This window comes from Allomesorhizobium aridi (assembly GCF_043769475.1).
In the GTDB taxonomy this organism is placed as follows: Bacteria; Pseudomonadota; Alphaproteobacteria; order Rhizobiales; family Rhizobiaceae; genus Allomesorhizobium.
Genome location: NZ_CP171729.1, coordinates 5,596,398 through 5,620,988 on the forward strand (window position 1 = coordinate 5,596,398; position 24,591 = coordinate 5,620,988).

General features: G+C 62.0%; 20 protein-coding genes, 1 tRNA gene and 2 pseudogenes. 6 read left to right on the forward strand and 17 right to left on the reverse strand.

Annotated elements, in window-relative coordinates; translation table 11 throughout:
- Positions 1–3: 3 nt before the first annotated feature.
- From ACG873_RS29690 to ACG873_RS29700, 3 genes are read left to right on the forward strand one after another with little or no spacing between them, the layout of a single operon-like run.
- On the forward strand, positions 4–858 hold the full coding sequence (locus tag ACG873_RS29690) for an AAA family ATPase (RefSeq protein WP_394889414.1): 855 nt from the start codon (positions 4–6) through the stop codon (positions 856–858).
- Positions 855–2,036, forward strand: a complete 1,182-nt coding sequence (locus tag ACG873_RS29695; protein ID WP_394889415.1) for a vWA domain-containing protein — start codon at positions 855–857, stop codon at positions 2,034–2,036. Before ACG873_RS29690 ends, ACG873_RS29695 begins: the two co-directional genes overlap by 4 nt.
- Positions 2,033–2,917, forward strand: coding sequence for an amidohydrolase family protein (locus ACG873_RS29700; RefSeq protein ID WP_394889416.1), 885 nt, complete (start codon positions 2,033–2,035; stop codon positions 2,915–2,917). The genes ACG873_RS29695 and ACG873_RS29700 overlap by 4 nt, the downstream gene beginning before the upstream one ends.
- Before the next feature lie 137 nt (positions 2,918–3,054).
- On the opposite strand, the gene ACG873_RS29705 is transcribed toward ACG873_RS29700, so the two are convergent.
- The 14 genes and pseudogenes from ACG873_RS29705 to ACG873_RS29770 all read right to left on the reverse strand — a co-directional run bounded on the left by ACG873_RS29705 (position 3,055) and on the right by ACG873_RS29770 (position 19,622).
- Positions 3,055–4,701, reverse strand: a complete 1,647-nt coding sequence (locus ACG873_RS29705) for a GMC family oxidoreductase (protein ID WP_394889417.1) — start codon at positions 4,699–4,701, stop codon at positions 3,055–3,057.
- Complete coding sequence (locus ACG873_RS29710) at positions 4,698–6,212, reverse strand: FGGY-family carbohydrate kinase (protein ID WP_394889418.1); 1,515 nt, start codon at positions 6,210–6,212, stop codon at positions 4,698–4,700. Before ACG873_RS29710 ends, ACG873_RS29705 begins: the two co-directional genes overlap by 4 nt.
- Before the next feature lie 26 nt (positions 6,213–6,238).
- Positions 6,239–7,081, reverse strand: coding sequence for a class I fructose-bisphosphate aldolase (locus ACG873_RS29715; protein ID WP_394889419.1), 843 nt, complete (start codon positions 7,079–7,081; stop codon positions 6,239–6,241).
- Positions 7,054–8,790 carry a glycerol-3-phosphate dehydrogenase/oxidase gene (locus ACG873_RS29720; protein ID WP_394889420.1) on the reverse strand — a complete coding sequence of 579 codons (1,737 nt, stop codon included), beginning with the start codon at positions 8,788–8,790 and terminating at the stop codon, positions 7,054–7,056. Before ACG873_RS29720 ends, ACG873_RS29715 begins: the two co-directional genes overlap by 28 nt.
- A gap of 18 nt (positions 8,791–8,808) precedes the next feature.
- Positions 8,809–9,804, reverse strand: a complete 996-nt coding sequence (locus tag ACG873_RS29725; protein ID WP_394889421.1) for an aldo/keto reductase — start codon at positions 9,802–9,804, stop codon at positions 8,809–8,811.
- Entirely contained in the window at positions 9,801–10,781 is a 981-nt protein-coding gene (locus ACG873_RS29730; protein WP_394889422.1) for a sugar-binding transcriptional regulator, read from the reverse strand. The genes ACG873_RS29725 and ACG873_RS29730 overlap by 4 nt, the downstream gene beginning before the upstream one ends.
- Before the next feature lie 28 nt (positions 10,782–10,809).
- A pseudogene (locus ACG873_RS29735) lies at positions 10,810–11,798 on the reverse strand (ABC transporter permease).
- Positions 11,799–11,817: 19 nt separating this feature from the next.
- Positions 11,818–13,359, reverse strand: a complete 1,542-nt coding sequence (locus ACG873_RS29740) for a sugar ABC transporter ATP-binding protein (RefSeq protein ID WP_394889423.1) — start codon at positions 13,357–13,359, stop codon at positions 11,818–11,820.
- Positions 13,360–13,472: 113 nt separating this feature from the next.
- Positions 13,473–14,504 (reverse strand): substrate-binding domain-containing protein, encoded by a 1,032-nt coding sequence (locus ACG873_RS29745; protein WP_394889424.1) that lies wholly within the window; start codon positions 14,502–14,504, stop codon positions 13,473–13,475.
- A gap of 256 nt (positions 14,505–14,760) precedes the next feature.
- Positions 14,761–15,579 carry an ABC transporter permease gene (locus ACG873_RS29750; RefSeq protein ID WP_394889425.1) on the reverse strand — a complete coding sequence of 273 codons (819 nt, stop codon included), beginning with the start codon at positions 15,577–15,579 and terminating at the stop codon, positions 14,761–14,763.
- A 1-nt stretch (position 15,580) separates the two neighbouring features.
- Positions 15,581–16,771, reverse strand: coding sequence for an ABC transporter permease (locus ACG873_RS29755; protein WP_394889426.1), 1,191 nt, complete (start codon positions 16,769–16,771; stop codon positions 15,581–15,583).
- Positions 16,750–17,814, reverse strand: a complete 1,065-nt coding sequence (locus tag ACG873_RS29760) for an ABC transporter ATP-binding protein (RefSeq protein WP_394889428.1) — start codon at positions 17,812–17,814, stop codon at positions 16,750–16,752. Before ACG873_RS29760 ends, ACG873_RS29755 begins: the two co-directional genes overlap by 22 nt.
- Positions 17,815–17,916: 102 nt before the next feature.
- Entirely contained in the window at positions 17,917–18,966 is a 1,050-nt protein-coding gene (locus tag ACG873_RS29765) for an ABC transporter substrate-binding protein (RefSeq protein WP_394889429.1), read from the reverse strand.
- 107 nt (positions 18,967–19,073) lie between these two features.
- Positions 19,074–19,622 (reverse strand): cupin domain-containing protein, encoded by a 549-nt coding sequence (locus tag ACG873_RS29770; RefSeq protein WP_394889430.1) that lies wholly within the window; start codon positions 19,620–19,622, stop codon positions 19,074–19,076.
- Between the two features lie 124 nt (positions 19,623–19,746).
- On the opposite strand from ACG873_RS29770, the gene hisD reads away from it, so the two are divergent.
- Positions 19,747–21,036 (forward strand): histidinol dehydrogenase, encoded by a 1,290-nt coding sequence (hisD, locus tag ACG873_RS29775; protein WP_394889432.1) that lies wholly within the window; start codon positions 19,747–19,749, stop codon positions 21,034–21,036.
- A 76-nt stretch (positions 21,037–21,112) separates the two neighbouring features.
- Here the strand turns inward: hisD and dinB are convergent, their stop codons facing one another.
- Positions 21,113–22,360: a DNA polymerase IV gene (dinB, locus tag ACG873_RS29780; RefSeq protein ID WP_394889433.1), complete on the reverse strand. Its 1,248-nt coding sequence runs from the start codon at positions 22,358–22,360 to the stop codon at positions 21,113–21,115.
- 189 nt (positions 22,361–22,549) lie between these two features.
- Here dinB and ACG873_RS29785 point away from each other — a divergent pair, with 189 nt between their 5' ends.
- On the forward strand, positions 22,550–22,993 hold the full coding sequence (locus ACG873_RS29785; protein WP_394889434.1) for a DUF982 domain-containing protein: 444 nt from the start codon (positions 22,550–22,552) through the stop codon (positions 22,991–22,993).
- A gap of 140 nt (positions 22,994–23,133) precedes the next feature.
- Here ACG873_RS29785 and ACG873_RS29790 read toward each other — a convergent pair.
- Positions 23,134–23,207, reverse strand: a tRNA-Gly gene (locus tag ACG873_RS29790).
- A 118-nt stretch (positions 23,208–23,325) separates the two neighbouring features.
- On the opposite strand from ACG873_RS29790, the gene ACG873_RS29795 reads away from it, so the two are divergent.
- Complete coding sequence (locus ACG873_RS29795; protein WP_394889435.1) at positions 23,326–23,589, forward strand: DUF6460 domain-containing protein; 264 nt, start codon at positions 23,326–23,328, stop codon at positions 23,587–23,589.
- Here the strand turns inward: ACG873_RS29795 and ACG873_RS29800 are convergent.
- Positions 23,573–24,483, reverse strand: a pseudogene (locus tag ACG873_RS29800) (histone deacetylase). The gene ACG873_RS29795 and the pseudogene ACG873_RS29800 overlap by 17 nt on opposite strands.
- Positions 24,484–24,591: the final 108 nt, after the last annotated feature.

Consider the following 24,591-nt stretch of genomic DNA (forward strand, 5'->3'; position numbering starts at 1 on the left):
GGCTTGCCCTCGCCCCTGACCCAGGACCAACTCGACGCCGAGCTTGCCGCCGCCGGCTATCTTGCCGACGAAACGCTGGTGACGGCGCTCTATCTCGCGCTTGAACTCGGCAAACCGCTGCTTCTCGAAGGCATGCCCGGCGTCGGCAAGACCGAGGTGGCCAAGACGCTCGCCGTCATTCTCGGCCGCGAATGCCTCCGGCTGCAATGTTATGAGGGCATCGATTCGACCAAGGCGCTCTACGACTGGGACCATGCCCGGCAATTGCTGCATGTTCGGGTCGCGGAGCGCTCCGGCAAGGTCGAGACATCCGATCTCTACGCGGAAAAGTTCCTGATCGAAATGCCGCTGCTGAAGGCGCTGCGCAATGCCTCGACGACGGTGCTTCTGATCGACGAAATCGACCGGGCCGACGATGCCTTCGAAGCCTTCCTGCTCGAATTCCTGTCCGACTTCCAGATTTCCATCCCCGAGATCGGGACCGTGCGGGCCGCCCAGCCGGTGGTGGCGATACTGACCTCCAACCGGACGCGGGAACTGCACGATGCGCTGCGCCGGCGGTGCCTCTATCACTGGATCGATTATCCCGAGCGGGCGCGCGAGCGCGCGATCATCGAGCGCCACGCGCCGGGCGTCGCCGCGGAGGCGGCGGAAATACTGGTCGACGCTGTGGCGGGCATCAGGCGGCTGCCGCTGATCAAGCGGCCCGGCATCTCGGAAAGCATCGACTGGGCGCGCGCGGCGGAAGTACTCCACCGCGACGGCGCCGCCTGGCCCGAAGCATTGCAGCGGTCGCTCGGCCTGCTGGTCAAGGATCAGGAGGATTTCGCCGCTATCCAGAAGGCGGGCGTGCTGTGAAAGCGCCCGCCGCCGCGCGATCCCGACCGGCGCTCATCGCTGCCGAACTGCTCGCGGGCTTTCCGGGGGCGCTGCGCGAGGCCGGCCTGGCGATCGATCCTGGCCGGGCGGTTTGCTTTCTCCAGGCGGCGCGCATAGCTCCCCTGCGCCGTATATCCGACCTTGCCCGAATCGGCCGCGTCACCCTCACCGGTTCGCCGGCGGATTTCCCGATCTACGATGCTGTGTTCGAGGCCTGGTTCGGCCAATCGCCCATGATTGCGGCCGCGCCGGACGAAGAGGACGAAGCACCGAAACCGTCCTCCCCGCGCGGCGACCAATCTCGCACTGATCCGCTGGAAGGTGACGCCGCCGGCAAGGCCGCGACCGATGATCTTGTGCGCGGACGCAAGAATTTCGGACGCGTGAGCGATGCCGATGCCGAAACGCTGGCGCGCATAAGGCGCAAGGTCGCCCGCCTGCCGCATATGCAAAGCCGGAACTGGACGCCGTCGCCGCGCGGTCCGCGGATCGATCTTGCCCGGACCTGCAGGGCAGCGCGCGCCACGTTCGGCGAGACGCTGCGCATGACGCGGATGTCGCGGCCGGAACGCCCGCGCAAGCTGCTGCTCCTGATCGACGTCTCGGGTTCGATGAAGGCGCAGTCGGAAGCCTATCTGCGTTTCGCGCACCTGCTGATACGCGAGCGCCGCCGGGTAGAGTGTTTCTGTTTCGGCACCAGCCTCAGCCGGGTCACGGCCATGCTCAGGCATCGCGATCCGGAAGAGGCGCTCGCCCGGCTGGCCAGCATCGTGTTCGATTTCGATGGGGGAACCCGCATCGGCTCGTCGCTCGATGAATTCCTGTCGGTGTCGCGCTATGCAGCGCTGGTCCGGGGCGCCGTGACGGTGATCCTGTCCGACGGGCTCGAACGCGGCGACCCGGCGGAGATGGTCCACGCGGTCGAACGGATGGCGCGGCTCAGCCATCGTCTCGTCTGGGCGACGCCATTGGCCGCCGATCCGCGCTACCAGCCGCTTACGCGCGCCATGGCCGGCGCGCTGCCGCATCTGGACGACCTCTGCGATGCAGGCAGTCTCGGCGCGCTGGACCGGCTGATCTTCCGACTGGACGCAGCCGAACACGGGCCGCGCGGCCAGGCGGCGCGGCGGTTTTCCATCGCGGAGATTGCGGCATGATCGGTATCGTCGACGCACACCACCATGTCTGGCGGCAGGCCGACCTGCCCTGGCTGCAGGGGCCGATGATGCCGCGCATTTTCGGTCCCTACGAGCCCATCCGCCGGGATTATCCGATAGAAGAATTCCTGGCAGACATCGCCGGATCGGATATCGAAAAATCGGTTTACGTGCAGACGAACTGGGCGAAGGCGCAAGCGGTCGAGGAAGTCGCCTGGGTACAAGGCATTGCCGATCGACATGGCTGGCCGCATGGCATCGTCGGCTATGCCGACCTTCTCTCGGACGACGCGCCCGAAACCATGAGGCACCAGTCAATCCACCCGCTGATGCGCGGCATCCGCATGCAGCTTCACTGGCACGAAAACGAGATGTACCGCTTCGCTACCTCGCCGGACCTGATGAACGACGCGCGATTGCGGAAAAATATCCGCTTCCTCGCCGAGCATGGCTGGTCGTTCGACCTGCAAGTATTCACTTCGCAGATGGCCGATGCGGCAAGGCTGGCGGCCGACAATCGCGATATCGTTTTCGTCCTCCAGCATGCAGGCATGCTGGAGGACCTGTCGCCGGCCGGGCGGGAGGCATGGCGCGAAGGCATGAGACGGCTGGCCGGCGAGGAAAATATCGTCAGCAAATTGTCGGGGCTGGGAACCTTCATCCATCGCAACGACGCGGCTCACGTCGCCGATGTCGTTGCCGAAACAATCGCCATTTTCGGGCCCGAACGCTGCCTGTTCGGAAGCAATTTTCCGATCGAAAAGCTGTGGACGAGCTATGCCGATCTTGTCGCGGCGCATCGCGCCGCGCTGGCGCCGTATCCGGATGAGGTGCAGAGAACGGTCCTGCGCGACACTGCCATCAGGATTTACCGGCTCTGATCTCTAGCCTGGAACGACGGCTGGGCTGGAGCGGGTAGCGGGAATCGAACCCGCGCGTTCAGCTTGGGAATCCTAGCTAGGAGCACGATTGGCCGCATAAGCGACATCGGCTCGCCGTATATTTCAGGCTGTATAGTTCAGGTCGAAGCTGCCATCGAGAATTTTTCTGGTGATTTTGCGTCGAGCAAAATCATGTCCGACGCTTTCTCCGCAATCATCACCACTGGAGAGTTGGTATTTCCTGAAACGATTGTCGGCATGATCGAAGCGTCTACGATCCGCAGGCCGGCGAGGCCGCTCACCCGTAGCCGGCTGTCGACCACCGCCGTGGAATCGGAACCCATCTTGCAAGTGCCTACTGGGTGGAAAATGGTCGTGCCGATGTCCCCGGCTTTGCGGACTAGATCCTCGTCGCTCTCATATTGTGCACCAGGCAGCATCTCCTCCGGCGAAAAACGGGAAACCGCGCGCGTTTTCATCAGGCGGCGGACATGGCGAAGCGAGGCTACTGCTACGCCCCTGTCGCCCTCTGTCGAAAGATAATTTGGCCGGATCTTGGGTGCGGTCTGCGGATCGGATGCGGCCATGTGGACAGTGCCTCGACTTTCCGGCCGGAGATTGCACACCGAAACGGTGACCGCCGGGAAGCGATGCAGCGGCTCGCCTAGCCGGTCGGTGCTCAGCGGCTGAACGTGGTATTCAATGTCTGGTGTCTCCAGGCGCGGGTCGCTTCTGGCAAAGATGCCGAGTTGGCTCGGCGCCATGGACAGCGGCCCGGTGCGGCGGAATGCATATTCCAGGCCCATCGCCGCTCGGCTGAACAGATTATGGTAGCGCTGGTTAAGCGTCGAGGCATTGGCGACCTTGAAGATGGTGCGGATCTGCAGATGATCCTGCAAGTTCTCGCCGACGCCATGCAGTGCGTGGCGAACCGGAATTCCCACGGCGCCAAGCACATCCGGGTGGCCAACGCCGGAAAGCTCGAGCAGTTTCGGCGAATTGATCGCACCCGCCGCGAGTATCGTCTCGCTTGCTCGCGCCCGATGCAATTGGCCGCCCATGCGGAAGAGAACGCCGGTTACGCAAGCCCCATCGAAGTCGAGGCGCTCGGTCTCGGCGCCGGTGACTACGCGCAAATTCGGCCGGCCGAGCACGTTGCGCAGGAACGCCTTGGACGTGTTCCAGCGCACGCCCTTCTTCTGGTTGACTTCGAAATAGCCCGACCCCTCATTGGTGCCGCGGTTGAAATCCTCGGTGCGAGGAATGCCGAGTTCCTCGGCGGCATCGCGGAAAGCGTCGAGGATGGGCCAGGACAGGCGCTGGCGCTCCACGCGCCATTCGCCACCAGCGCCGTGAAGATCGTTTGCGCCGCCAAAATGGTCCTCGGACTTGCGGAAGTAGGGCAGCACGTCGTCCCAGCCCCAGCCGAGATTTCCCGCTTGTCGCCAGCCGTCATAATCGGCCGCCTGGCCGCGCATGTAGATCATGCCGTTGATCGACGAACAGCCGCCCAGAAGCTTACCGCGCGGATAGTTGAGCGCGCGGCCATTCAACCCGGCCTCCGGCTCGGTCTTCATCAGCCAGTCTGTTCGCGGATTGCCCATGCAGTAGAGATAACCGATTGGGATGCTGACCCAGTGGTAGCGATCGCTCCCACCGGCTTCGAGCAGCAGCACTCGGTTGCGGGAATCGGCCGACAGCCGGTTGGCAAGCACGCAGCCGGCTGACCCTGCTCCGACGATGATGAAGTCGTATTGGCCAAAATCGGCAGCGATCTGTGTCAATTGGGCGCCCGTTCGCTGGCTATCCTGTCCCATAGCGGACCCATGGCCCCGTTGATCTCGCCATACAGTCGATAGCGCTGCTCATAGGCCGGCGCAATCTCGCGATTGGGCAGATAGTGCCGGTCGGGCGCGGTCATAGCCGCTGCGCCAGCGGAGAAGTCGGTAAAGAGACCGACGCCCGTTCCGGCCGCGATCGCAGCGCCCAATGCACCGGTTTCGCGGCTGCGCGCTACGGTTACCGGCACATCCAGCACATCCGCGAAGATCTGTGGCCACACGGCGCTGCGCGAACCTCCACCTGAAAGGACCACCTGGCTGACCGTCGCTCCCGCTCGACGCAGTGTCTCGACATGGCGCCGATGTTCGAAGACGACGCCCTCGAACAATGCCCGCAGCATGTGCGCCCGCGTATGCCAGCCGGCAATGCCATAAAACCCGGCGCGCGCCTTGCCGTTCTGCTGCGATCCGTAAAGGAACGGATGATAGATCGGCACGTCTCCAGCGGGATCGATCAAAGCAACAAGTTCGCTGCACATCTCGAACGGCGATACACCTGCCGGCGTCGCATGCTCGAAGAATTCACGGACGATCCACTCGAGATTTGCGGCCGACGTCGCGCTCGATTCGATGGCGAGATAGCGCGTCGGATCGAAGGTCGACAGCATGAAGATGGATGGATCGCGGATAGGTTCGTCGGTGATCACCTGATTGATGCTCCAGGTGCCGGCAATGATTGAGGCGGCGCCGGTGCTGGTGACACCCGAACCGATGGCGCTGGCGACGACGTCGAACAGACCCGCCACGACAGGTGTGCCGGCCAGAAGCCCGGTGGCGGAGGCGACATCGCGGGTGATGTGGCCGGCGATGTCGGCCGCTTCCAGCACGTTGGGCATCAGTTCCATACAATCTTCGAGTCCATAGGCGGCCAACAATTCACGCTCGTAGCGTCGGCCAGGCATATGCAGCAGCCCGCAGCCCGACATATCCGAGGTCTCGGTCGAGCGCGCACCGGTGAGCCGGTTGACGACAAAATCCTTGCATAGGAAGACCGTGCCTATCCTAGCAAAGAGTGCCGGATTATGGCGTTTGAGCCAGGCGAGCAGTGTCGGCGTCTGCGCCGCCCATGGCCGCTGCAGGCAATGGACATAGGTCCGATCGCCAACGCCTGCGGCGGCCCAGTCGCCGACGATGTCGACCGCGCGCGTGTCGAGCGACTGGATGCCAAGCAGCGGGTCGCCGCCGCGATCAAGCGCATAGAGGCCGTTTCCATGGCCGGCACAGCCGATAACCGCGATATCGCGGGGGTCTATGCTCGACTGGTCGAGGCACTGGCGGATCACCTCGACAGCGTTGCGCCATAACTCGCCGAGGTCGCGCTCGACATGGCCGGGCTTGGGCATGCAGGAGCGTCCATCCCTCGCTGCGAGCGCGAGCTCGCGGCCGGCAGTGTCGAAGATGATGGCCTTGATGACCGTGTTTCCCGCATCAAGACCCAGAATATATTTTTGCATTGAAGCTCCTCCCAAACCGTCAAAGACTATCCTTGCTGGTAGAGCTCCCAGGCTGCCGCGCCGTCGGCATTCTCGTGAATGATCGCCATCAACCCTTTCACGACTGCACGGGGGTTTGAGTGCTGGTAAATGTTGCGGCCATAGACCATGCCTGCCGCTCCCTGCGCCATCAGGGCCACCGACTTGTCGAAGACGGCGCGCAGATCCTCCCTGCCTCCGCCTCGCACCAGGACGGGACAGCGCGCCGCTGCCACCACTCGATGGAAATCGTCTGGATCGGTGGTCGGGTCCGCCTTGATGATGTCGGCGCCCATCTCGCTGGCGAGCCGGGTCAGGGTGACGATCTTTTCGGGGTCGCCGTCGACCATGTAGCCTCCGCGTTCCGAATTGGGCAGCATCGCCAGCGGCTCTATCATCAGCGGCAGGCCGTATTTTTCGCACTCGGCGCGAACGCGAGCAATGTTCTGGACGCATTGCCGAAACAGGTCCGGCTCGTCGGGCAACATGAACAGATTGACGACGACGCAAGCCGCATCCATTTCCAGCGCGCCGATCAGGGGCTCCGCCTCGTTCTGCAGGATGGCCCACATCGAGCGATGGCGTGTCTTGTTATACGGATTGCCCATGTCAATTCGCATAACCAATGCCGGCTTGTCTTTGCCAGGCAAGGACTGCAGCAGATCGGCTTGGCCATAGTTCATCTGGATGGCGTCAGGTCCCGCGGCGACCAACTGGGTAACCACGCCGGCCATGTCCTCGAGCCCTTCCAGAAACGACGGCTCGTTGCATACGCCATGGTCGATTGCGACGTCGAGACAGCGCCCTCCGCCGAACAGTCGGTTCATGCGGACTTTTTTGCTGATGCGCATTCGGCGCTCCTTCTTTCGTCTTTTTGGGACAGTTGATCGAGATCCACGCCATGCTGGCGTTTTAACAGGGCGAGAAAATCGGCGCGCTCGGACGCTTTGCGTGCGGCTCCCCAGTTCTTTTCTACAGCGAGAATATCGAGAACCGCGTCGAGAAGGTCAGTCGATAGAGTACCTGTGATGGCGATTGTCGTGCGGCGCAGCAGCAAGTCCGCCAGTCGCTCGACATACTCATTGGCGATAAGATAGCGGATCTCGCGGGCCGAGTAGTCGCCGCCGGGCAGGAGTTGATCATGTCCTGCTGCGGTGTGAGCCGCGATGGCGTCCGCTGCGGTGCCATAGCGCTCGAAAAGGCTCCGAATGCGTTCCACCGGCAGGCCGTGCGTCGCCGCGCGTTCGGCGCACCACTTTTCGGGCGCAGCGGGAAAATCCCGACCGCCGCCGATCGGCATGTTTTCGGTGCCAATGATCCGCTGCCGACCCAATCGATCGAGAACAATGTCGGCCGCCAGTTCGCCGAACGAGCGAAAGGTCGTCCATTTCCCGCCGATCATGCAGAGCGTCGGCGGTAGCGAGCCGGTCGCTTCGACGAGTTCGCAGAAATGATCGCGGGGAATACGTCCGGTAAAACTGTCTTCGCTTATCGGCAGCGGCCTGACCCCGGTGAACTGGAAGACGATATCTGCATCGGGGATCTCGATCTCGGGAAACACGAAAGCCAGGGACTGCAATATGTATTGCCGCTCGTCATCCACGCAGCGCACCTGGTCGGGATCGTCGACACGGATATCCGTCGAGCCGACAAGGACGTTGCCGAGATAGGGAAACAGGATACAGATGCGGCCATCCTCGTTCTCATAATAAATCATATGACCGTCGAGCGCGTCATGAAGCTCGCGATTGTCGACGATCAGATGCGAACCTTTGGTGCCGCCCACGAGCTTCGGAGCTACGGCTCCGATCGCCGAATTGGTCAGGTCGATCCAGCCGCCGGTGGCGTTGACGATGAGTCGCGGCTTTACGGCCACGGTTTCGCCAGACAGCTGATCGTTAAGCACCAGACTCGAGCCTTCGAGCGATACACGCGCATAGTTGAGCGCTCGAGCGGGCGGCTGTTCCTCCATGGTGTCGCGCAGCATCTCGGTGCCGACCCGCTCGGGGTGGCTGACCCAGGCGTCGTAGTATGTCGCTGAATTCCGGATCGCAGGATTTATTGCGGGCCAAACTTTGAGCGTTTCGGCGCGGCTTCTGAATTTGTGCGACGGCACGATACGCCGTGCGGCGGTGAAGAAATCATACATTGCAAGGCCGGCTTTGATGACCAATGCGCCGCGCCGGCCGGGGCGGCGGCTAAGTCCAAGGAAACGGACTGCGCCGTTTGCAATGCCTGAGAACAGGTCGAAGATCGGCACGGTGGTTGGCAATGGCGCTACGTAGTGCGGCGCGTTCTTCAGCAGCCGATCACGTTCGAGCAGCGACTCCCTGACAAGCTTGAACTCGCCATTTTCAAGATAGCGCAAGCCGCCGTGAACCATGCGCGAGAGGGCTGCACTGGCGCCTGAACAATAGTCGTCTTTTTCCGCGAGCAGCACGTCAACGCCCTGCAAAGCGAGTTCGCGAAACACGCTGATGCCGTTGATGCCTCCGCCTATGACGAGCACGTCAATGTCGGGGTTGTCGCGCAAGCCGGCGATCGTCTGGATGCGATTCATCTCTGGACGCGCTTTCTATCACGCATCCATCGCCACGAGATGCTCTCCCGCCGCTGCATCGATGGCCGACAGTTCCGCGGCGCTCAGCGAGATTTCCCCTGCCTTGGCGTTGTCGACCGCCTGCTTCGCGTTTCGCGCCCCACACAGTGCGAAGGTGATGCCGGGCTGCGCAAGGGTCCAGGCGATGACGATCTGCGCCATCGTCGCTTGATGGCCGTCGGCAACTGGCGCCAGGGCCCGCTTCAAAGCAGCTACCTTGCGCCGATTGGCCTGGGAGAAGCGCGGATTGTCTTTGCGCTGATCATCGCCGCTGAACTCACGCGCCGGATCGATCGCGCCCGAAAGCAGGCCGAGCGCGAGCGACGAGTAGCTGAGCGCGGAGACTTGATGCTGGCGTGCGATCGGCAGCAGGGTCTGCTCAATCTCGCGATCCAGCATCGAATGTCTTTCCTGGATCGCGTCGAGCTGACCGGCGGCTACATACTGCTGCAACTCGGCGGCGTTGAGATTGCTTGCGCCGATTGCGCGGATCTTGCCAGCTGATTTGAGGCGTTCGAGCGCTTCCACCGTCTCGGCGATGGAGGTCGTCGGGTCCTGCCAATGGGTGATGTAGAGATCGATGTAATCGGTTCCCAGCCGCCTCAGGCTTTGGTCCACTTCATAGGCAATGCCGTCGGCGCCCAGATACCGGTTCACGGGCTTTCCGTCCTGATCGAAGAAGTGGTTGCCCTTTTTTGAATGCCAGTTCAGGCCGCATTTGGTGGCGATGACCGTTCGGTCACGCCGGCCCTTGATGGCCTTGCCGACGATCTCCTCGCTACGGCCAAGGCCGTAAGCCGGAGCGGTGTCGATCAGCGAGATGCCGGCGTCGATAGACGCCTGGATCGCAGCGATCGACTCTGCTTCATCCGTGCCGCCCCACATCCACCCGCCTATGGCCCATGTGCCGAGCCCCACGGCCGAAGCGATAACGCCAGATTTGCCGATTGAGCGGGCTACTTGTCGAGAATTCATGCTGCATTTCCTTCGGCAAGTTCGAGGATCTTCAGGCCGGTGGTTTCGTCGGTTACGATGGTATCGAGGTGGGAGCCGCGCATGGCGCTGAGGATCGGGACTACCTTGCTTGCGCCGCTTGCGACGCCGATCGAGCGTGGGATTGTCGCGAACTCCTCGAGCGTCAGCGAAACGAGTGAGCGGTTGAGGCTGTAGTCCGCGACCTTGCCGTTGCTGTCGATGAGATGGGCGAGCAATTCGCCCGCTGCGCCCGAGCGTTCGATGGCCAGCCGATCGGCGCTCGGGGATGGGTGCAGATCGTAGTAGCTCGAATCATCGGTCAGAATGGAGCCGATGCCTACGACCGCGAGCGTGGCTTCCCGCGCCTTGCTGAAAACATCCGAAACGGCCCGGACGCCCATCAGCATGTTGCGTTGGGCCGGGGTGTCGGCAAACAGCGGCGCGTGGATCTGGTAGGCGCGCCCGCCGAGTTTGTCGGCCATCAGCGACGCGACATGATTGACGTCGGTGTAGTGCTTGCCTTGGACCAAGCCGGTCGCGGGAACGACCTCGACGTCGTAGCTGCGGTTCGGCATGAGGCCGGCGACGACGGCGCTCACGCCCTTGCCCCCCGTGATGGAAATCGTGTCGCCGTCCTTGATCGTCTCGAGCACCAGCCTGGCCGCAGCCTCGCCGACGCGCTGGAGCGCAGTCTGCGGATTGTCCGAAACGGAAGGGACGACGACGGCCCTTTGGATTCCACCTACCGCGACAAGTCGCGCCTCGATGTCGACCAGTTGCTCGACCGGCGACTTGATTTTGATCTCGACAAGTCCGAGTTGATGACCGCGTTTGATCAGGCGATTGACGGTCGCATGCGAGATGCCGAGCTCCTTGGCGATTTCAGCCTGCGTCTTGCCTTCCATGTAGTGAAGCACAAGCGCCTGATACATCTGGCGGACGATCGTGATGTCGTCCCGCGAATTGGTCGGTGCCATGATGGATGCTCAACTCTCGCGCTGCGGCTCAGGATTTCTTGCGGTGCAGGAAATGGTCGATCGATACGGCCGCAAGCAGGATGCACCCCTTGATCATGTCTTGCCAGTAGACCGAGACATCGAGCAGGATCAGCGAACTTGTGACGACCGAGAGCAGCGCCATGCCCAATATGGCGCCGAAAATGGTGCCCGAGCCGCCATTGAGCGACGCTCCCCCGATCACCGCCGCGGCGATGATGTTGAGCTCCATGCCAGCGCCGAAGGTTGGGGTCGCTGCACCGAAGCGCGACATGTAGATGACGCCTGCGAAGCCAGCGAGAGCGGAGCAGAGGACCGTCACCCAGAATTTGACCCGCTTGGTCTTGATGCCTGAGAACTGGGCCGCTTTCTCGTTGCTGCCGGTATAGAAGACCTTACGGAAGGCCGTGGCGCGCCGAAGCAGGAAATCGAAGATAGCCACGACCACGACAAAGATGATGATGACATAGGGCACGTTGCCGAAGCTTCCCTGGCCGATCGCCTTGAAGCCCGGCGGCAGAGTGAACAGCGACAGCGGGGTTCCCTTGGTGATGACAAGGCAAAGACCGCGCACGATCACCATCGCCGCCAGCGATGTGATGAAATGATTGAGGCCAATTACGGTTACGAAGAAGCCCATCGCCGCACCGATCAGAGCGCTGGCGCCTATCCCGACAAGGCTTGCGGTCCATGGGTCCAAACCCATCAAAAAGAGAGCGCCTGACACGACCATGGAGAAGCAAACCACCGAGCCGACGGAAAGGTCGATGCCGCCGACGATGAGGAGTATCGTCATGCCGACCACGACGATGCCCTCGATGGAGAAGCTCATCAGCATGGCCCGGAAATTTCCCCATGTCAGGAAGTGGGGGAGGCGAACGTCATCGCGATGCAGAGCGCAAGGATGATAAGGATCAGTCCGGCCTCGCGCATCGACCCCAAACGCAGCCAGTTGCGCCCACCAAGCCTTGGAGCGCTCGCTTTGATTTCGGCATCCATGAGGGTTCCTCCGGCTCGTTCAAGCGACATTCTGGGCCACCCTTGCGTTTGATGGTTGCTGCCGGACGCCAGAGGCGAGCATGATGATCGCCTCTTCAGTCAATTCGTCCGCCGGCAATTCACCGGCGATGACGCCTTCACGTATGACGAGCACGCGGTCGCTGAGCCCAATCAGCTCCGGTAGTTCGGATGAAATCACGATGACGCCGACGCCACGGTCGGCAAGGTCGCGAAGCAGGCGATGAATTTCCACCTTTGCGCCCACATCGACCCCGCGCGTGGGCTCGTCCAGAATGACCACCTTGGGATCTACCGAAAGAAGCCTGGCGATTGCTACCTTCTGCTGATTGCCGCCGCTGAGCTTCGACACCTCGGTCTCGATGCCACCCATGCGCACGCCGAGGCGCTCCGCCAGGTCGGCGGCTTGCCTCGCCTCGGCGCGGCGATCGAGCAGCCCAAGGGGCGTCGTTAGTTTCCGGAGGTCCAGTGCGGAGATATTGGACGCAATCGATAAGTCCAGGAACAGGCCGGACGCTTTGCGGTCCTCGGAAAGATAGACCAGGCCGGCGCTCACGGCGTCGCTGTAGGTCCCGATGCTGACCGGTTCGTCATTGAGTTTGATCGATCCCGACAGCTTTGGGCGCAAGCCGCAAACGGACTGCACAATCTCGCTGCGACCGGCTCCAATCAAGCCGCCGATGCCGAGAATCTCGCCGGCGCGGACCTCGAAGCTGACGCCGCTCGACCCCTCGCGATAGGAGAGGTTTTCGACGGAGAGAACCGGGCGAGCGGCGCGCCGTTCAGCCGAGCGCTTTTCGGGGTAGAGCTGCGTGATTTCACGCCCGACCATCTTGCGCACGACATCGTCGGGCGTGACTGATGTGATCAAATCGGTCGACACATATCTGCCGTCACGGAAAACTGTGACACGGTCGCACAGGCTGAAGATCTCGGCCATGCGGTGGCTGATGTAGATGATTGAAATGCCGCGCGCCTTGAGATCGCGGACAATTGAGAAGAGGCGCCGCGCCTCGGTCTCGGTCAGCGCGGCCGTCGGCTCGTCGAGCATCAGCACGCGGCAGTCCAGCGTCAGCGCCTTGGCGATTTCCACCAGTTGCTGGTTCGAGATAGAAAGGTCGGCTACCTGCGTCTCGACCGGGATCCGCGCCAAGAGGTCCATCACCTTCTGCGCTTCGGCGCAGAGTTGGGGAAAATTCATAAGCGGCGCGCGCCGCTTGTTGATGGCCGCCATGAGGATATTCTCGGCGACGGTGGCATCCTGGCAAAGCGCGATCTCCTGGTGCACGAGGCCTATGCCAAGCCGCTGCGCGGCGGACGGCGACGCGATCGTGACGTTCTGCCCTTCGAGACGGATCGTGCCTTCGTCGGGCTGCAGAATGCCGGCGATGATGTTCATCAGCGTCGACTTGCCCGCGCCGTTCTCGCCGCACAGCGCGTGAATCTCGCCGCGTTGCAGCGTGAAATCGACCCCGGTCAGCGCTTTGATCGCACCGAAGGATTTCGAGATGTCACGAATTTCAAGAATGGCGGCGGCAGTCACTCCGTCCCCCTGCAGCGTTGATATTGACGATAATTGTCCGGTCGACGGGGCGCGAGCGCCCCGTCCGGTTTGAACATCTCCGAAGAGCGCTGAAGGCAGAATGTGGCGAGGCCTTATTCCTCGATGCCCTTGGTGCCGCGCCGCTTGAGATACTTGTCCCAGTAGAAATCGTCAGCGTTTTCGGCGGTGACGATGGAGAACCCGTTGTCCACGAATGGCACGCTCATTCCGTTGAAGCCGGAGCGCTTGGCATCATTCATTGGGTCAATCAAGTCGGGGTGCTTGGCCAGCCACAACAGCATGAAGCCCATATAGCCCTGCATTCCCTGATTGGGGTTGACCGAGCCGAAGATCTCGCCGGCCTTGATCATGTCGAGGATCTTCGCGTTGACGTCGGCTAGCATGACCTTGATCTTGCCGCCGCCTTCATTTGCCGCCTGGGCGGCGCCGATCGCCGAATTGGCTTCCGGCATGAAGACCGCGCCGAGATTGGGATTGGCCTGCGCCAAGCTCAGCACGGCCTGGTAGGCCTTTGTCGGATCCTGGTTCGAGGCCGCACGGCCGACGAGCTTCATATCCGGCCACTTGGCTTCCATGCGGGCGATGAAGGCGGAGATGCGTTTGTCGTGATTGTCCTGTCCGGGATTTTCGAGGACGGCGTATTCGCCCTTGCCGTCCATCGCCTTGGCGACTGCATCGGCGGCATAGGTGCCTTCGGCGACGTTGTCGGAGGTGATGTAGGACACCCGCTTGGAGTTCGGGGAATCCGCGGCGAACGTGACCACCGCCGTCCCCTGGTCGATGGCCCGATTGATCGGCTCGATGAACGGATCGGAGTTCATCGGATGCACAAGGATGCCGGCCGGCTTCTGGGCCAGCGCCTGGTCGAATGTCGCGATCTGCTTGTTCACGTCATATTCGGGTGTGCCGGTGTATTCGGTCTCACAGCCGAACTGCTGCCCGGCCTGCTTGAACATCTCATAGACCGGGAACCAGTATTCGACGCCGGAAACCATGACGTTCATGACGTATTTTTCACCCGGCTCGCATTTGAACGGGTTGGCGGCCTGGGCCGCGGCGTGGCTTGCCCCCAACAGCGTGGTGGCTGCCGCCGAAATGGCGAGCATGCTCAAAAATTTGCGCAAGAGTCCTCCCTCGGCCGAAGCCTGGTCAATTGGGCGGCCGGACACTTACGTGCCGCCGCTTGTGGGTTGATGAACCAAACCTCCTCCCGAGGCTCAGTGGTCGATCAATCGCAGGAGTTTACCGGTTTGTCAATAAAATTCACATGCAGAAATATATTTCACATCTTACATTTCTCGCATGGGATAAGGCCGCCTTCTGTCTGGCGCATCCTGCCGGTCGAGCGGTAAGGTGAACCCGGGATGCCGCTCGTGAGGCTCAGGCAGGCTCCAATGGCTTGAGCGCGCTCTGTCGGCGCCACCTGATGAATGCCACCAAGGCTGCCAGGCACAAGGTGCCTACGATCATTACGAAAGCCGCCGCTGCAACCGCCGGGCTGATGTTCTCGCGGATGCTGGCGAACATCTGCCGCGCCAGAGTGCGCTGGTTTGGGCCGGCGACAAAGAGCGTCAACACCACCTCATCCAATGAGGTGGCGAAGGCGAAGACCGCGCCCGTCACAACGCCCGGCATAATCGTCGGCAGCGTGATAAGGCGAAATACTCGAGAGGGCGACGCGCCCAGGCTCGATGCGGCGTGCTCGATCCAGGGGTCCATGCCGTTGAGCGATCCCGAGACGCTCACCAAGACGAATGGAATGCAAAGCACCGCATGGGCGATGATGACGCCCGGATAGGAACTGCCCAAACCGAGGCGCGCGTAGAGCATCTGCATGCCGACCCCGAGAACGACCGCGGGAATGACCATGGGCATCAGGAAAACCGTGCGGATCGTGTTCGGGAAGGGCAAGTGCGTACTGCGCAAGCCAAGTGTGGCCAAAGTGCCGAGCAAGGTCGCGACGATGGTTGCTCCGCTACCGATAATGAGACTGTTTATGATCGACCGCCGCCAGACGTCGTTAGTCTGGAGTTCGTTGAACCATCGTGAGGAGAAGGTCTCGATAGGATAGTTGAGGAAGACGCTGGAATTGAAGGCGAGTGGAAGGATGACGACTATCGGGGCAAGCAGAAAGAACACCACGGCCGACCCGAAAACGATCTGAACGGCAAGCAGCCCAGGGCTGGATCGGCCGCTCATCTCACGGTCCGATCATGGTGGGCGACCGCGACAGCCGGCCGTAGAGGAAATAAAGTAGGGTGGTCACGACGAGCAGGATAAGTCCGAGCGCGCCCGCCATGCCCCAGTTTGCCGTGCCCGTGGCGAAGAATGCGATGATCGAGCTGATCATCTGGTCCTCGGCGCCCCCGACGAGCGCCGGTGTGATGTAGTAGCCAAGCGCGACCATGAATACGAGGAGCGAACCCGACATCAAGCCGGGCATGGCAAGGGGCAGAAGCACGTGCCGGAACGCCTTGAAGCGGTTTGCGCCGAGAGAGGCAGCCGCCGGCATCAGATTTTTCGGAATTGTGAGAAGCCCACCATAGATGGGCAGCACCATAAATGGCAGCAGCACGTGCGTCATCGCGATGATGACGCCGGTCCTGTTGAAGATGAGTTGCACAGGGCTAGCGGTAAGGCCGGATGCGACCAGGAAGTCATTGATGAGGCCTTCGTTCTGAAGAAGGATGAACCAGGCGGCGGTGCGCACCAGCAAGGAGGTCCATAGCGGAAGCAGAACGGCGATCAGGAGCGCGTTGCGGACCCACCCTGTGCTTGTCGCCGCGATCATTGCATAGGGAAGCCCTATTGCCGCGCAAAGCAGCGTCACCACCGCAGCAATGAAGAACGTGCGCAGCATGATCTGACGGTTTGCCGACGTTGTCGCTTCGGCTGCCGCAATGTTCCCGCTCGCGTCGCGCTCCAGATCGACCGCTGCAAGCAGGAAGCGGTCCGTATAGCGGGGCATGGCTCGCTTCATCGCAAACCAGTATTTCGGATCGGCCCAACGCTCATCGATACCGGCAAGATCAGGCACCTCGCCTTCCGGCGCGTCGCGCACCGCATTTGCCGTGCGGGAGAGCAGCGAGCGGAAGCCGGATACCTCGCTGTTGAGCCGCCTGACTGCATCACCGAATGCCATGGCCTCCTTTGGTGCACGCAGATCGGTGACGAGAGCCGCACCGAGCTCCGGACCAGGCGGGCTTACGCCGTCCCAATCCGACAGCGCAGCGGCAGTCTCCGGCAGAACGCCGCGAACGGTGCCGTCGCTGACGGCCGTCACCATCATCGTCGTCAGCGGCCAGATAAAAAACAAGGCGAGGAACGCCATCAGAGGCAGAACCAGGCCGAGCGCTTTCAGTCGGCTCGCTATTGAGCGATCAATGTGCATGCATCGGGCTCGAAAGTTGCGTGAGCGGCTGTGCCGACAGTCCACGTGGCGGTCTTGCGCTCGACCCTGGCGATGAGTTCGATGCCGTCGCCGGCCATGCGGACCCTGAGATGGTCGCCATGATAGACGGTGTCGAGCACCGTGACCGGTATGGAATTGACCGCCCCAGGAGTTCTGGACAACCAGACTTGCTCCGGCCGAAGGCTGATCAGCGCCGGAGCGCCTTCCTGCAAGCGGCCGGAGGACGTGACCCTAACCACTGGTCCTCCTTCGATAGCCACGTGCGCGCTGTTGCCGTCCCAACTCCTGATCTTGCCACTCAAAAGATTGGTTTCGCCGATGAATTCGGCCACGAAGCGGGTCTGCGGCCGGTCGTAGATCGCCTCGGGAGGGGCGAGTTGCTCTATTTTGCCGGCGTTGAAGACGGCAATGCGGTCCGACATGGTGAGCGCCTCGCCCTGGTCGTGGGTGACGAAGACGATGGTGAGCCCAAGACGGCGGTGCAGTTCGCGCAATTCGAGCTGCATGTGCTCGCGCAACTGCTTGTCGAGAGCGCCCAGCGGCTCGTCCATGAGAACGACCGTCGGCTCGAAAACAAGCGCTCGCGTCAGAGCGACACGCTGTTGCTGGCCGCCGGAGAGTTGCGCCGGCTTGCGGTTCTTGAGTTGGGACAGCTTCACCATGTCGAGCGCGGCGTCGACTCGCTTCACAATGTCGGCCTTGGGCGCGCCGCGCATCATCAACGGAAAGGCGACGTTCTCGGCGACGGTCATATGCGGGAAGAGGGCGTAATTCTGAAAGACGACGCCCATGTTGCGCCGATGCGGTGGCAAGTGCTCGATCTGGCGGCCTTCAAGCCGGATGGACCCGTTCGACGGTGCGATGAAGCCAGCCAGCATCATCAGGATCGTGGTCTTGCCCGACCCGGAAGGACCGAGCAGGCTCAGGAATTCGCCCCGGGTGATCTCAAGATCGAGGCGGTCGATAACGGTCAGCGTGCCGAATGCCTTGGAGACCTGTTCGAGTTTGATGAAAGCCGTCAACTGCCCCTCTTGCCGGATGCGAGACCGGTTACTCGTCGCTCGCGTAGGCTCGCCCCGCCAGGAACCCGCTCACGCGGAGCGGATTCCGTCTGCGGCAGAACTTTACTGCGCCAGCCAAGCATTGAAGCGGCTGGTGAGCTCTTCAATGTTGTCAACCCAGAAGTCGCCGTCGAGCGCCACCGCATCCACCATATTGGCCTCGGCAGTCGGCAGTTCGGCAGCCTGTTCTGCCGGCACCGCGGCCGCGGCCTCCTTTTGGGGGAGCCCATAGGCGATGTATTCCGGCAGCTTGGACTGGTTTTCCGGTTGGCTCGCGAAAGCGATAAAGTCCATGGCGTCGTCCTTGTTTAGACTGCCTTTGAGGATCACCCAACTGTCGATGGCGTAGATGCTTCCCGGCCATACGACCTTGAAGTTCTTGCCTTCGGTCTTGTTGATGCCTGAAATGCGCCCGTTATAGGCAGTGGTCATGGCAACTTCGCCGGATGCAAGCAATTGCAACGGCTGTGCGCCGGCTTCCCACCAGACGATGTCCGACTTTATCTCGTCGAGCTTCTTGAAGGCGCGGTCGACACCCTCCGGCGTGCGTAGCACGTCGTAAACTTCCGCTGGCTTCACGCCGTCCGCCATCAGAGCGAATTCGAGCGAGTATTTGGGACCGCGGCGGAAGCCGCGCTTGCCGGGAAACTTCTCGATATCCCAGAAATCGGCCCACGACGTCGGCGCCTCTTTCAGACGGTCCCCGTCGTAGCTGATCAGAGTGGACCAGACGATGGCGCCAACGCCGCAGTCATGGACTCCAGCTTCGAGGAACTTGTCCTTGCCGCCCATCTTTTCCCAGTCTATCGGCTCGTAAAAACCGTCCATGCATCCAAGTTCGAGCTCTTCGGTCTCGACCTGGACTACATCCCAATTGGCCTCCCCGGCCTTCACCTTGGCCGCGATGACACCGATGCCACCGTCCCAGCTCTCGTCGAGAACCGGTTTTCCGAGCTTCTGTGCGAAAGGTTCGAAGTAAATTTTCTTCTGTGCATCCTGGTAGTTTCCGCCCCAGGATACGATCGTGAGGTCTCGGGCGGCAGCAGCTCCGGCAGCGAGCGAGAGCGCCAGACCTGCTGCGCCGACAGTGCGGATTGCATTCCTAAGTGCCATGGCCATTTTCCTTTGTTCCTCCTCAGGAGACGCCATAGAAGAGCACAAGCCCTTCCCCGACAACAGGGTCTCTCCAACGGCGTTCGGCCATGGTGAATATTCCGACCTCAATAAGTCGGCGGCGTCACCGCGCTGACGATCTCGCTCGGCCGGTCGTCGACATTGCGGAAGCGGTGCGACTGCCGGCTGTCGAAATAATAGCCGTCCCCCGGCAACAGCACGCGTGTCTGATCGCCGACCGTCACCTCCACTGCGCCAGTGATAACGATCCCCGCCTCTTGCGCGTTATGGGCGAAGGCTTCGCCACTATCCGCGCCCGGTGCGTATGTTTCCCGGAGCAGCAGCAGATGCCGGTTCGGAAAGTTGACGCCGATCATCCGGTAGGAAACCGAGTCGGAATTGCCGATCTCGATGCTGTCCTGCGCCGGATAGAATGGAGAAGCCGGAACTCCGGAATGGATTCCAGAGAAGAAGCCCGGCAGCGTCGTTCCTAAAGCGTCGAGGATGGCGCCGAGCGTGTCGACCGTGGGGCTTATGCGGTCGCGCTCGATCAGCGAGATTGTGGAATGCGAAATGCCTGACCTGACAGCCAACTCCCGCATCGGGAGATTTCGCCGCCGGCGCATTTCTCTAAGATGCTTTCCGATTTTCGACATTCGGGCCTCCACTGACAAAAACTAACTCATCGTGGTGAGAATACTAGACGCCAAGATGTCAACCGATTGTCGCGTCCGGCGGCTTCGGCCACTCTCCGTTATGCCTACGCATCCGGAGTATGAAATGTCACTGAGCCCCGAGACGAGCGCCAGAATCCGCTTCCTCAAAGCGCCGAAAACCGACGCATCCGGCGACGCCGTCCAGATCGAGGCGACGGTCAAGGAGGTCTTGGCGGCGGTGCGATCGCGAGGGGATGAAGCGCTACGGGATTACAGCCGCCTGTTCGACAAGGTCGAGATCGATCGTTTCGAGATCAGCATGGATCAGCGCGAGGCCGCCGTCTCTGATCTCGACCAGCAAACTCTGGCGGATACGCGCTTCGCGATCGAGCGGGTGCGAGCCTTCGCGGAGGCGCAGTTTGCCACTCTTCTGCCACTTGACGTGGAGCCTTTGCCGGGCTTGCATCTTGGACATCGCGTCATTCCCATTGAAAGGATTGGCGCCTATGTGCCCGGAGGCCGCTATCCGCTCCTTTCGGCGCCGATAATGACTATTGTCCCTGCCAAGGTTGCCGGCTGCGACGAGGCCCTAGCCTGCATGCCGCCAAACGCACACCGGGCGATGATCGCCGCGTGCCACCTCGCAGGGGCCGACCGGATATTCCTGGTAGGCGGCGCGCAGGCGATCGCTGCCATGGCCTACGGCACCGAGACCATTCCTGCGGTGGACAAGATCGTCGGCCCGGGCAACGCTTACGTGAACGAGGCCAAGCGCCAGGTTTTCGGCCCGGTCGGGATCGATCAGCTCGCCGGCCCCAGCGAAATCTTCGTTGTTGCGGACGAGAGCGGAGACGCCGGCATGATCGCCACGGATCTGCTTGCACAGGCCGAGCATGACGCGCGCACCCGTGTCGGGCTGATCACGACAGACGCGAAGCTCGCTGCCGACACGCTTGCCGAAGTCGAGCGGCAGCTTCTCGATCTGCCGACGGCGGGCGTCGCCGCACCGGCGTGGCGTGATTTCGGTCAGATTGTGCTGTGTGAGGACGAGGCCGCAATGGTCGCCTATTCGGATCACATAGCGGCCGAACATCTGCAGGTGCACACGCTCGACCCGCAGGCCACGGCGCTGAAGCTTCGCAATTACGGTTCGCTGTTCATCGGGCCGATGGCAAGTGTGGTCTATTCCGACAAGTGCTGTGGGACCAATCACACCCTGCCGACAATGGGTGCGGCACGTTACACCGGGGGATTATGGGTCGGCTCATATGTGAAGATCTGCACTCATCAGTGGCTCGATCGGCAAGGGGTCGAAAAAGTCGCTCCGCCGGCTATCCGCCAGAGTGCGAGCGAAGGCCTGGAAGGACATCGCCGAGCCGCAGCTATGCGACTGGATCGCCTGCAATTGACCTGAAGCGTAGGTCCAAGCGCGAGGAGTTGTTCAATGAGACGGCCTACTGACGCTGTGCCGCGCCGCGGCACGACACTGGTCACAAGTCCTTTTCGGCGAGTTGGCGGAACTCGTCGGGGACGGAACGGGTAGTCGCCAACGCGACCGACCCGTATCCGACCGCCTGCCAACCGAAACGCTGGCGGATTGTGTCGACAGCGCGGTCGGCCACCCAACGCGCCATGCCCTTTTCGGCGCCGGGACGGCGCTTTTCGTCTTCAAGCCCAAGCGGAAGGTCCAGCTGCAGTCCCGTGTGCGTCTCGAGATGCGATACGGAGATTGCCAGGAGCGAGATGGTCTTCTCGTCAGGGTGATCGGCGAGAACCGTGCGCACGAGTTCCTCCGCGATCTCAGCAAGCATCCCGGTGGCCGAAATCGGCGCGTCGAGTGTTAGCGAGCGGGTGACCGAGTGGAGGTCAGCGAAGCGAACACGGACCGTCACGGTCCGACCAGGCCGGGATTTGGCCCTGAGCCGGCTTGCGACCCTGTCCGCAAGATGACGAAGCGCCGGCCGGAAAACCCACTCTTCGGCGGGCTTTTTGCCGAGCGCCGACTGGGCTCCGGCCGACTGGGCCCGACGATGCGTCTTGATGTCTCGTGGATCGCGATTCCACGCCAGCGCGGTGAGTTTCGCTCCCGCAGCTGGACCGAGCAAGCGCTCGAGCGACCATCCCGGCGTCTTTGCCATCTGACCGATGGTAAGCACGCCGATCTGGGCCAGCCGTGCCTTGGTGACGGGACCAACTCCCCACATCAACTCGACCGGCAGGTCGTGAAGGAACTCGAGTTCGGTCGCGGGATCGACAACCACCAATCCGTCGGGCTTGGCCACTTGCGAGGCAATTTTCGCCAGGTGCTTGGTCCGCGCTACCCCGACCGAGATCGGCAGTCCGAGCTCCGCTCGCACGCGGCGACGGATCGCCATCGCGATCTCGGCCGGCGGTCCGAAGAGATGGGTGCAGCCAGCGACGTCGGCAAAGGCCTCGTCGATGGAAATCCGCTCGACGAGGGGGGTGAAGTCGTTGATCACCTTGATGGCGGCATCACCCAGTCGTTGGTAGTCCTTGAAATGACCTCCGACAAAGATGAGTTGCGGACAAAGCTCGCGCGCCCGTCGTCCCGGCATACCGCCGCGAACTCCAAAGGCCCTTGCCTCGTAGGAGGCGGCAAGGACAACCCCGCCGCCGACAGCTATTGGCTTGCCGCACAGTGATGGATCGAGCAATTGCTCGACTGAGGCATAGAAGGCATCCAGATCCGCATGGAGGATGGTGGCTGTTGGTTCCATCCCGACCGTTTACCTCGCGATGCTTCGAAGACCATGAGCCACGGCCTGAATCGACAGGTCGCCTCGCTGAGAACATAAAGAGAACCCGCTTGGCGATTGTCAAGACGCCAACGCCGGCCTTCGAAAGGTTCGTGGGGATGTCGCGACTGCTCTAGGATGCACCCCTGCAGCCCAGGATCGTCCCGCACAATGCTGGCGGCGGCAGCGCTACTGTTTAGCGTTGGTTCGTCCAGCCGAAAGATCGGGGCAGTTCGCAACTTGTTGAGTTGCGCCGCGTTGACAAAAGCTCTGCAGCGGAGAAGCGAGAGGGCGGCCATCATGAACACGCTTCAGTTCCATATGCCTGTTCGCATCATTCCAGAACGCGGTAGGCCGGTGACCGAGATCTACGAAGTAGAAGAAGCACTTGCGTTCCTGCAGAACAGGACCGAGGGGCTGGAAAGCCCACTCTACCAGAAGGCCTTGAACTGCTGCTTCGATGCGATCATTGACCTGGAGGCAACGGCGGACGCGCGAGCGGCGTTCACCGCATATGCGCGCGTGGCCGGCATTCTGGCCAGGGATTCGACGCAGCCCGCCATCGCTTTCGCCAACGAGGCTGGGACTCCGATCGGGACCGGAATTCCGCACTGAAATTGGTCAAGCGATTACGTCAGAACGCAGCCGCGTTGCCGCCTGATCGCTACGGACTTGGCGACGTTGACACTACTGGATGCTACCCACCGATTGCCAGCGTGAGCAGAAAATCGGGCTCAAGCCCTTATGGGGCAAACTGGAGCGGGTAGCGGGAATCGAACCCGCGCGTTCAGCTTGGGAAGCTGACAGGCTGCCATTACATCATACCCGCACTGCCGCTCGAATATCATGCTCCTAGGCCAATCGGCAATCGCAAAGGTTGCCATTTTCCTTGAACGCGCGGCCGCGACTGCGTATGTCGGCGCTGAGTTCAATCGCGGGAGAATGACTTGTCCGGACTTGCACGCTTCCTCGGCGACAGCCCGCTGCGGGTATTCCTGAAACTGCTCGTCGTCTCTTTCCTCGTCGGCATCGTGATGAGCACGTTCGGCTGGTCGCCATTCGACATTCTCGAAAGCATTCGGGATTTCTTCCTGCGCATGTGGCACATGGGCTTTGCGACCATCGACCGATTCCTGGGCTACCTGCTTCTCGGCGCCGCGATCGTCATCCCGGCCTTCATCCTGCTGAGGCTGTTCAGCTACCGGCGCTGAATTCGGCTGCGACCTCGAACAATATGGCGTGGCGCGTGGCGAGGGCCGCGATGTCGCGCGAGTAGCCGCCGCCGATGACGCCGCAGACTGGAATTCCGCGTTCCCTGAAATGCCCGATCGTCATCCGGTCGCGGACGCGCAACCCGTCATCCGACAGGGAGAGTCGCCCGAGACGATCCTCGGCGTGCGGATCGACGCCGGCATTGTAGAACACGATGTCCCACGCCGCGGCTCTTGAGAGCACAGGCAGGATTTCGCCGAGTCGTTCCAGATACTCCGCATCGCCCGTACCGTCCGGCAAGGCGACATCGAGATCGGAGGCGATCTTGCGGGCCGGGTAGTTGCGTTCGCCGTGCATGGAAAAGGTGAAGGCGCGGGGTTCGCGGGCCAGGATATCCGCCGTGCCGTCGCCCTGGTGCACATCTAGGTCGACGATCAGAACGTTCGAGGCGAGCCGTTCCGTTATCAGCAACAGGGCCGCGACCGCCACGTCGTTGAAGGTGCAGAAGCCCGCGCCGTGTTCATATCGGGCATGATGGCTGCCGCCGGCAGTGTTGCAGGCGATTCCGCTCGCGAGCGCCAGACGCGCCGCCAGTACCGTTCCGCTGGCTGCGAGTTGCGCGCGCCGCGACACGCGCTCTCCGATCGGAAAACCGATCTCGCGCTCTACCTTCGGCGGAACAGCGCAAGCGATCACCCGGTCGACATAGGCGGGATCGTGCGCCAGCTTCAGCCAGCGAGGCTCGGCGAGAGTGGGCTGGTGCAGATTTGAATGCGCGGCGAGCCCGCGTGCAGCGAGATGCTCGATGAGCGCGCGATATTTATCCATCGGAAACCGGTGGTCCGGGGGAAGCCTGCGTCGTAACCGGGGTGATGGACAATGGGCAGCGGCATGGGGCCTCTTAACGTGAATCGCCGCGGACAGGCAAAGGGGCGGCGCTTGCACTGCCATGCCGGCCATGGGACATCTCCGCCTCGGCCGCGCCGGCGGCCATCGAGAAG

What these genes read in the sequence shown, in the direction of transcription:
- hisD (WP_394889432.1), top strand. Translation starts at nt 19,747, where the DNA reads ATGTCACTGAGCCCCGAGACGAGCGCCAGAATCCGCTTCCTCAAAGCG.
- ACG873_RS29720 (WP_394889420.1), bottom strand. Translation starts at nt 8,790, where the DNA reads ATGAATCGCATCCAGACGATCGCCGGCTTGCGCGACAACCCCGACATT.
- ACG873_RS29700 (WP_394889416.1), top strand. Translation starts at nt 2,033, where the DNA reads ATGATCGGTATCGTCGACGCACACCACCATGTCTGGCGGCAGGCCGAC.
- ACG873_RS29755 (WP_394889426.1), bottom strand. Translation starts at nt 16,771, where the DNA reads ATGCACATTGATCGCTCAATAGCGAGCCGACTGAAAGCGCTCGGCCTG.
- dinB (WP_394889433.1), bottom strand. Translation starts at nt 22,360, where the DNA reads ATGGAACCAACAGCCACCATCCTCCATGCGGATCTGGATGCCTTCTAT.
- ACG873_RS29715 (WP_394889419.1), bottom strand. Translation starts at nt 7,081, where the DNA reads ATGCGCATCAGCAAAAAAGTCCGCATGAACCGACTGTTCGGCGGAGGG.
- ACG873_RS29730 (WP_394889422.1), bottom strand. Translation starts at nt 10,781, where the DNA reads ATGGCACCGACCAATTCGCGGGACGACATCACGATCGTCCGCCAGATG.
- ACG873_RS29750 (WP_394889425.1), bottom strand. Translation starts at nt 15,579, where the DNA reads ATGAGCGGCCGATCCAGCCCTGGGCTGCTTGCCGTTCAGATCGTTTTC.
- ACG873_RS29785 (WP_394889434.1), top strand. Translation starts at nt 22,550, where the DNA reads ATGCTGGCGGCGGCAGCGCTACTGTTTAGCGTTGGTTCGTCCAGCCGA.
- ACG873_RS29710 (WP_394889418.1), bottom strand. Translation starts at nt 6,212, where the DNA reads ATGCAAAAATATATTCTGGGTCTTGATGCGGGAAACACGGTCATCAAG.
- ACG873_RS29725 (WP_394889421.1), bottom strand. Translation starts at nt 9,804, where the DNA reads ATGAATTCTCGACAAGTAGCCCGCTCAATCGGCAAATCTGGCGTTATC.
- ACG873_RS29765 (WP_394889429.1), bottom strand. Translation starts at nt 18,966, where the DNA reads ATGGCACTTAGGAATGCAATCCGCACTGTCGGCGCAGCAGGTCTGGCG.
- ACG873_RS29770 (WP_394889430.1), bottom strand. Translation starts at nt 19,622, where the DNA reads ATGTCGAAAATCGGAAAGCATCTTAGAGAAATGCGCCGGCGGCGAAAT.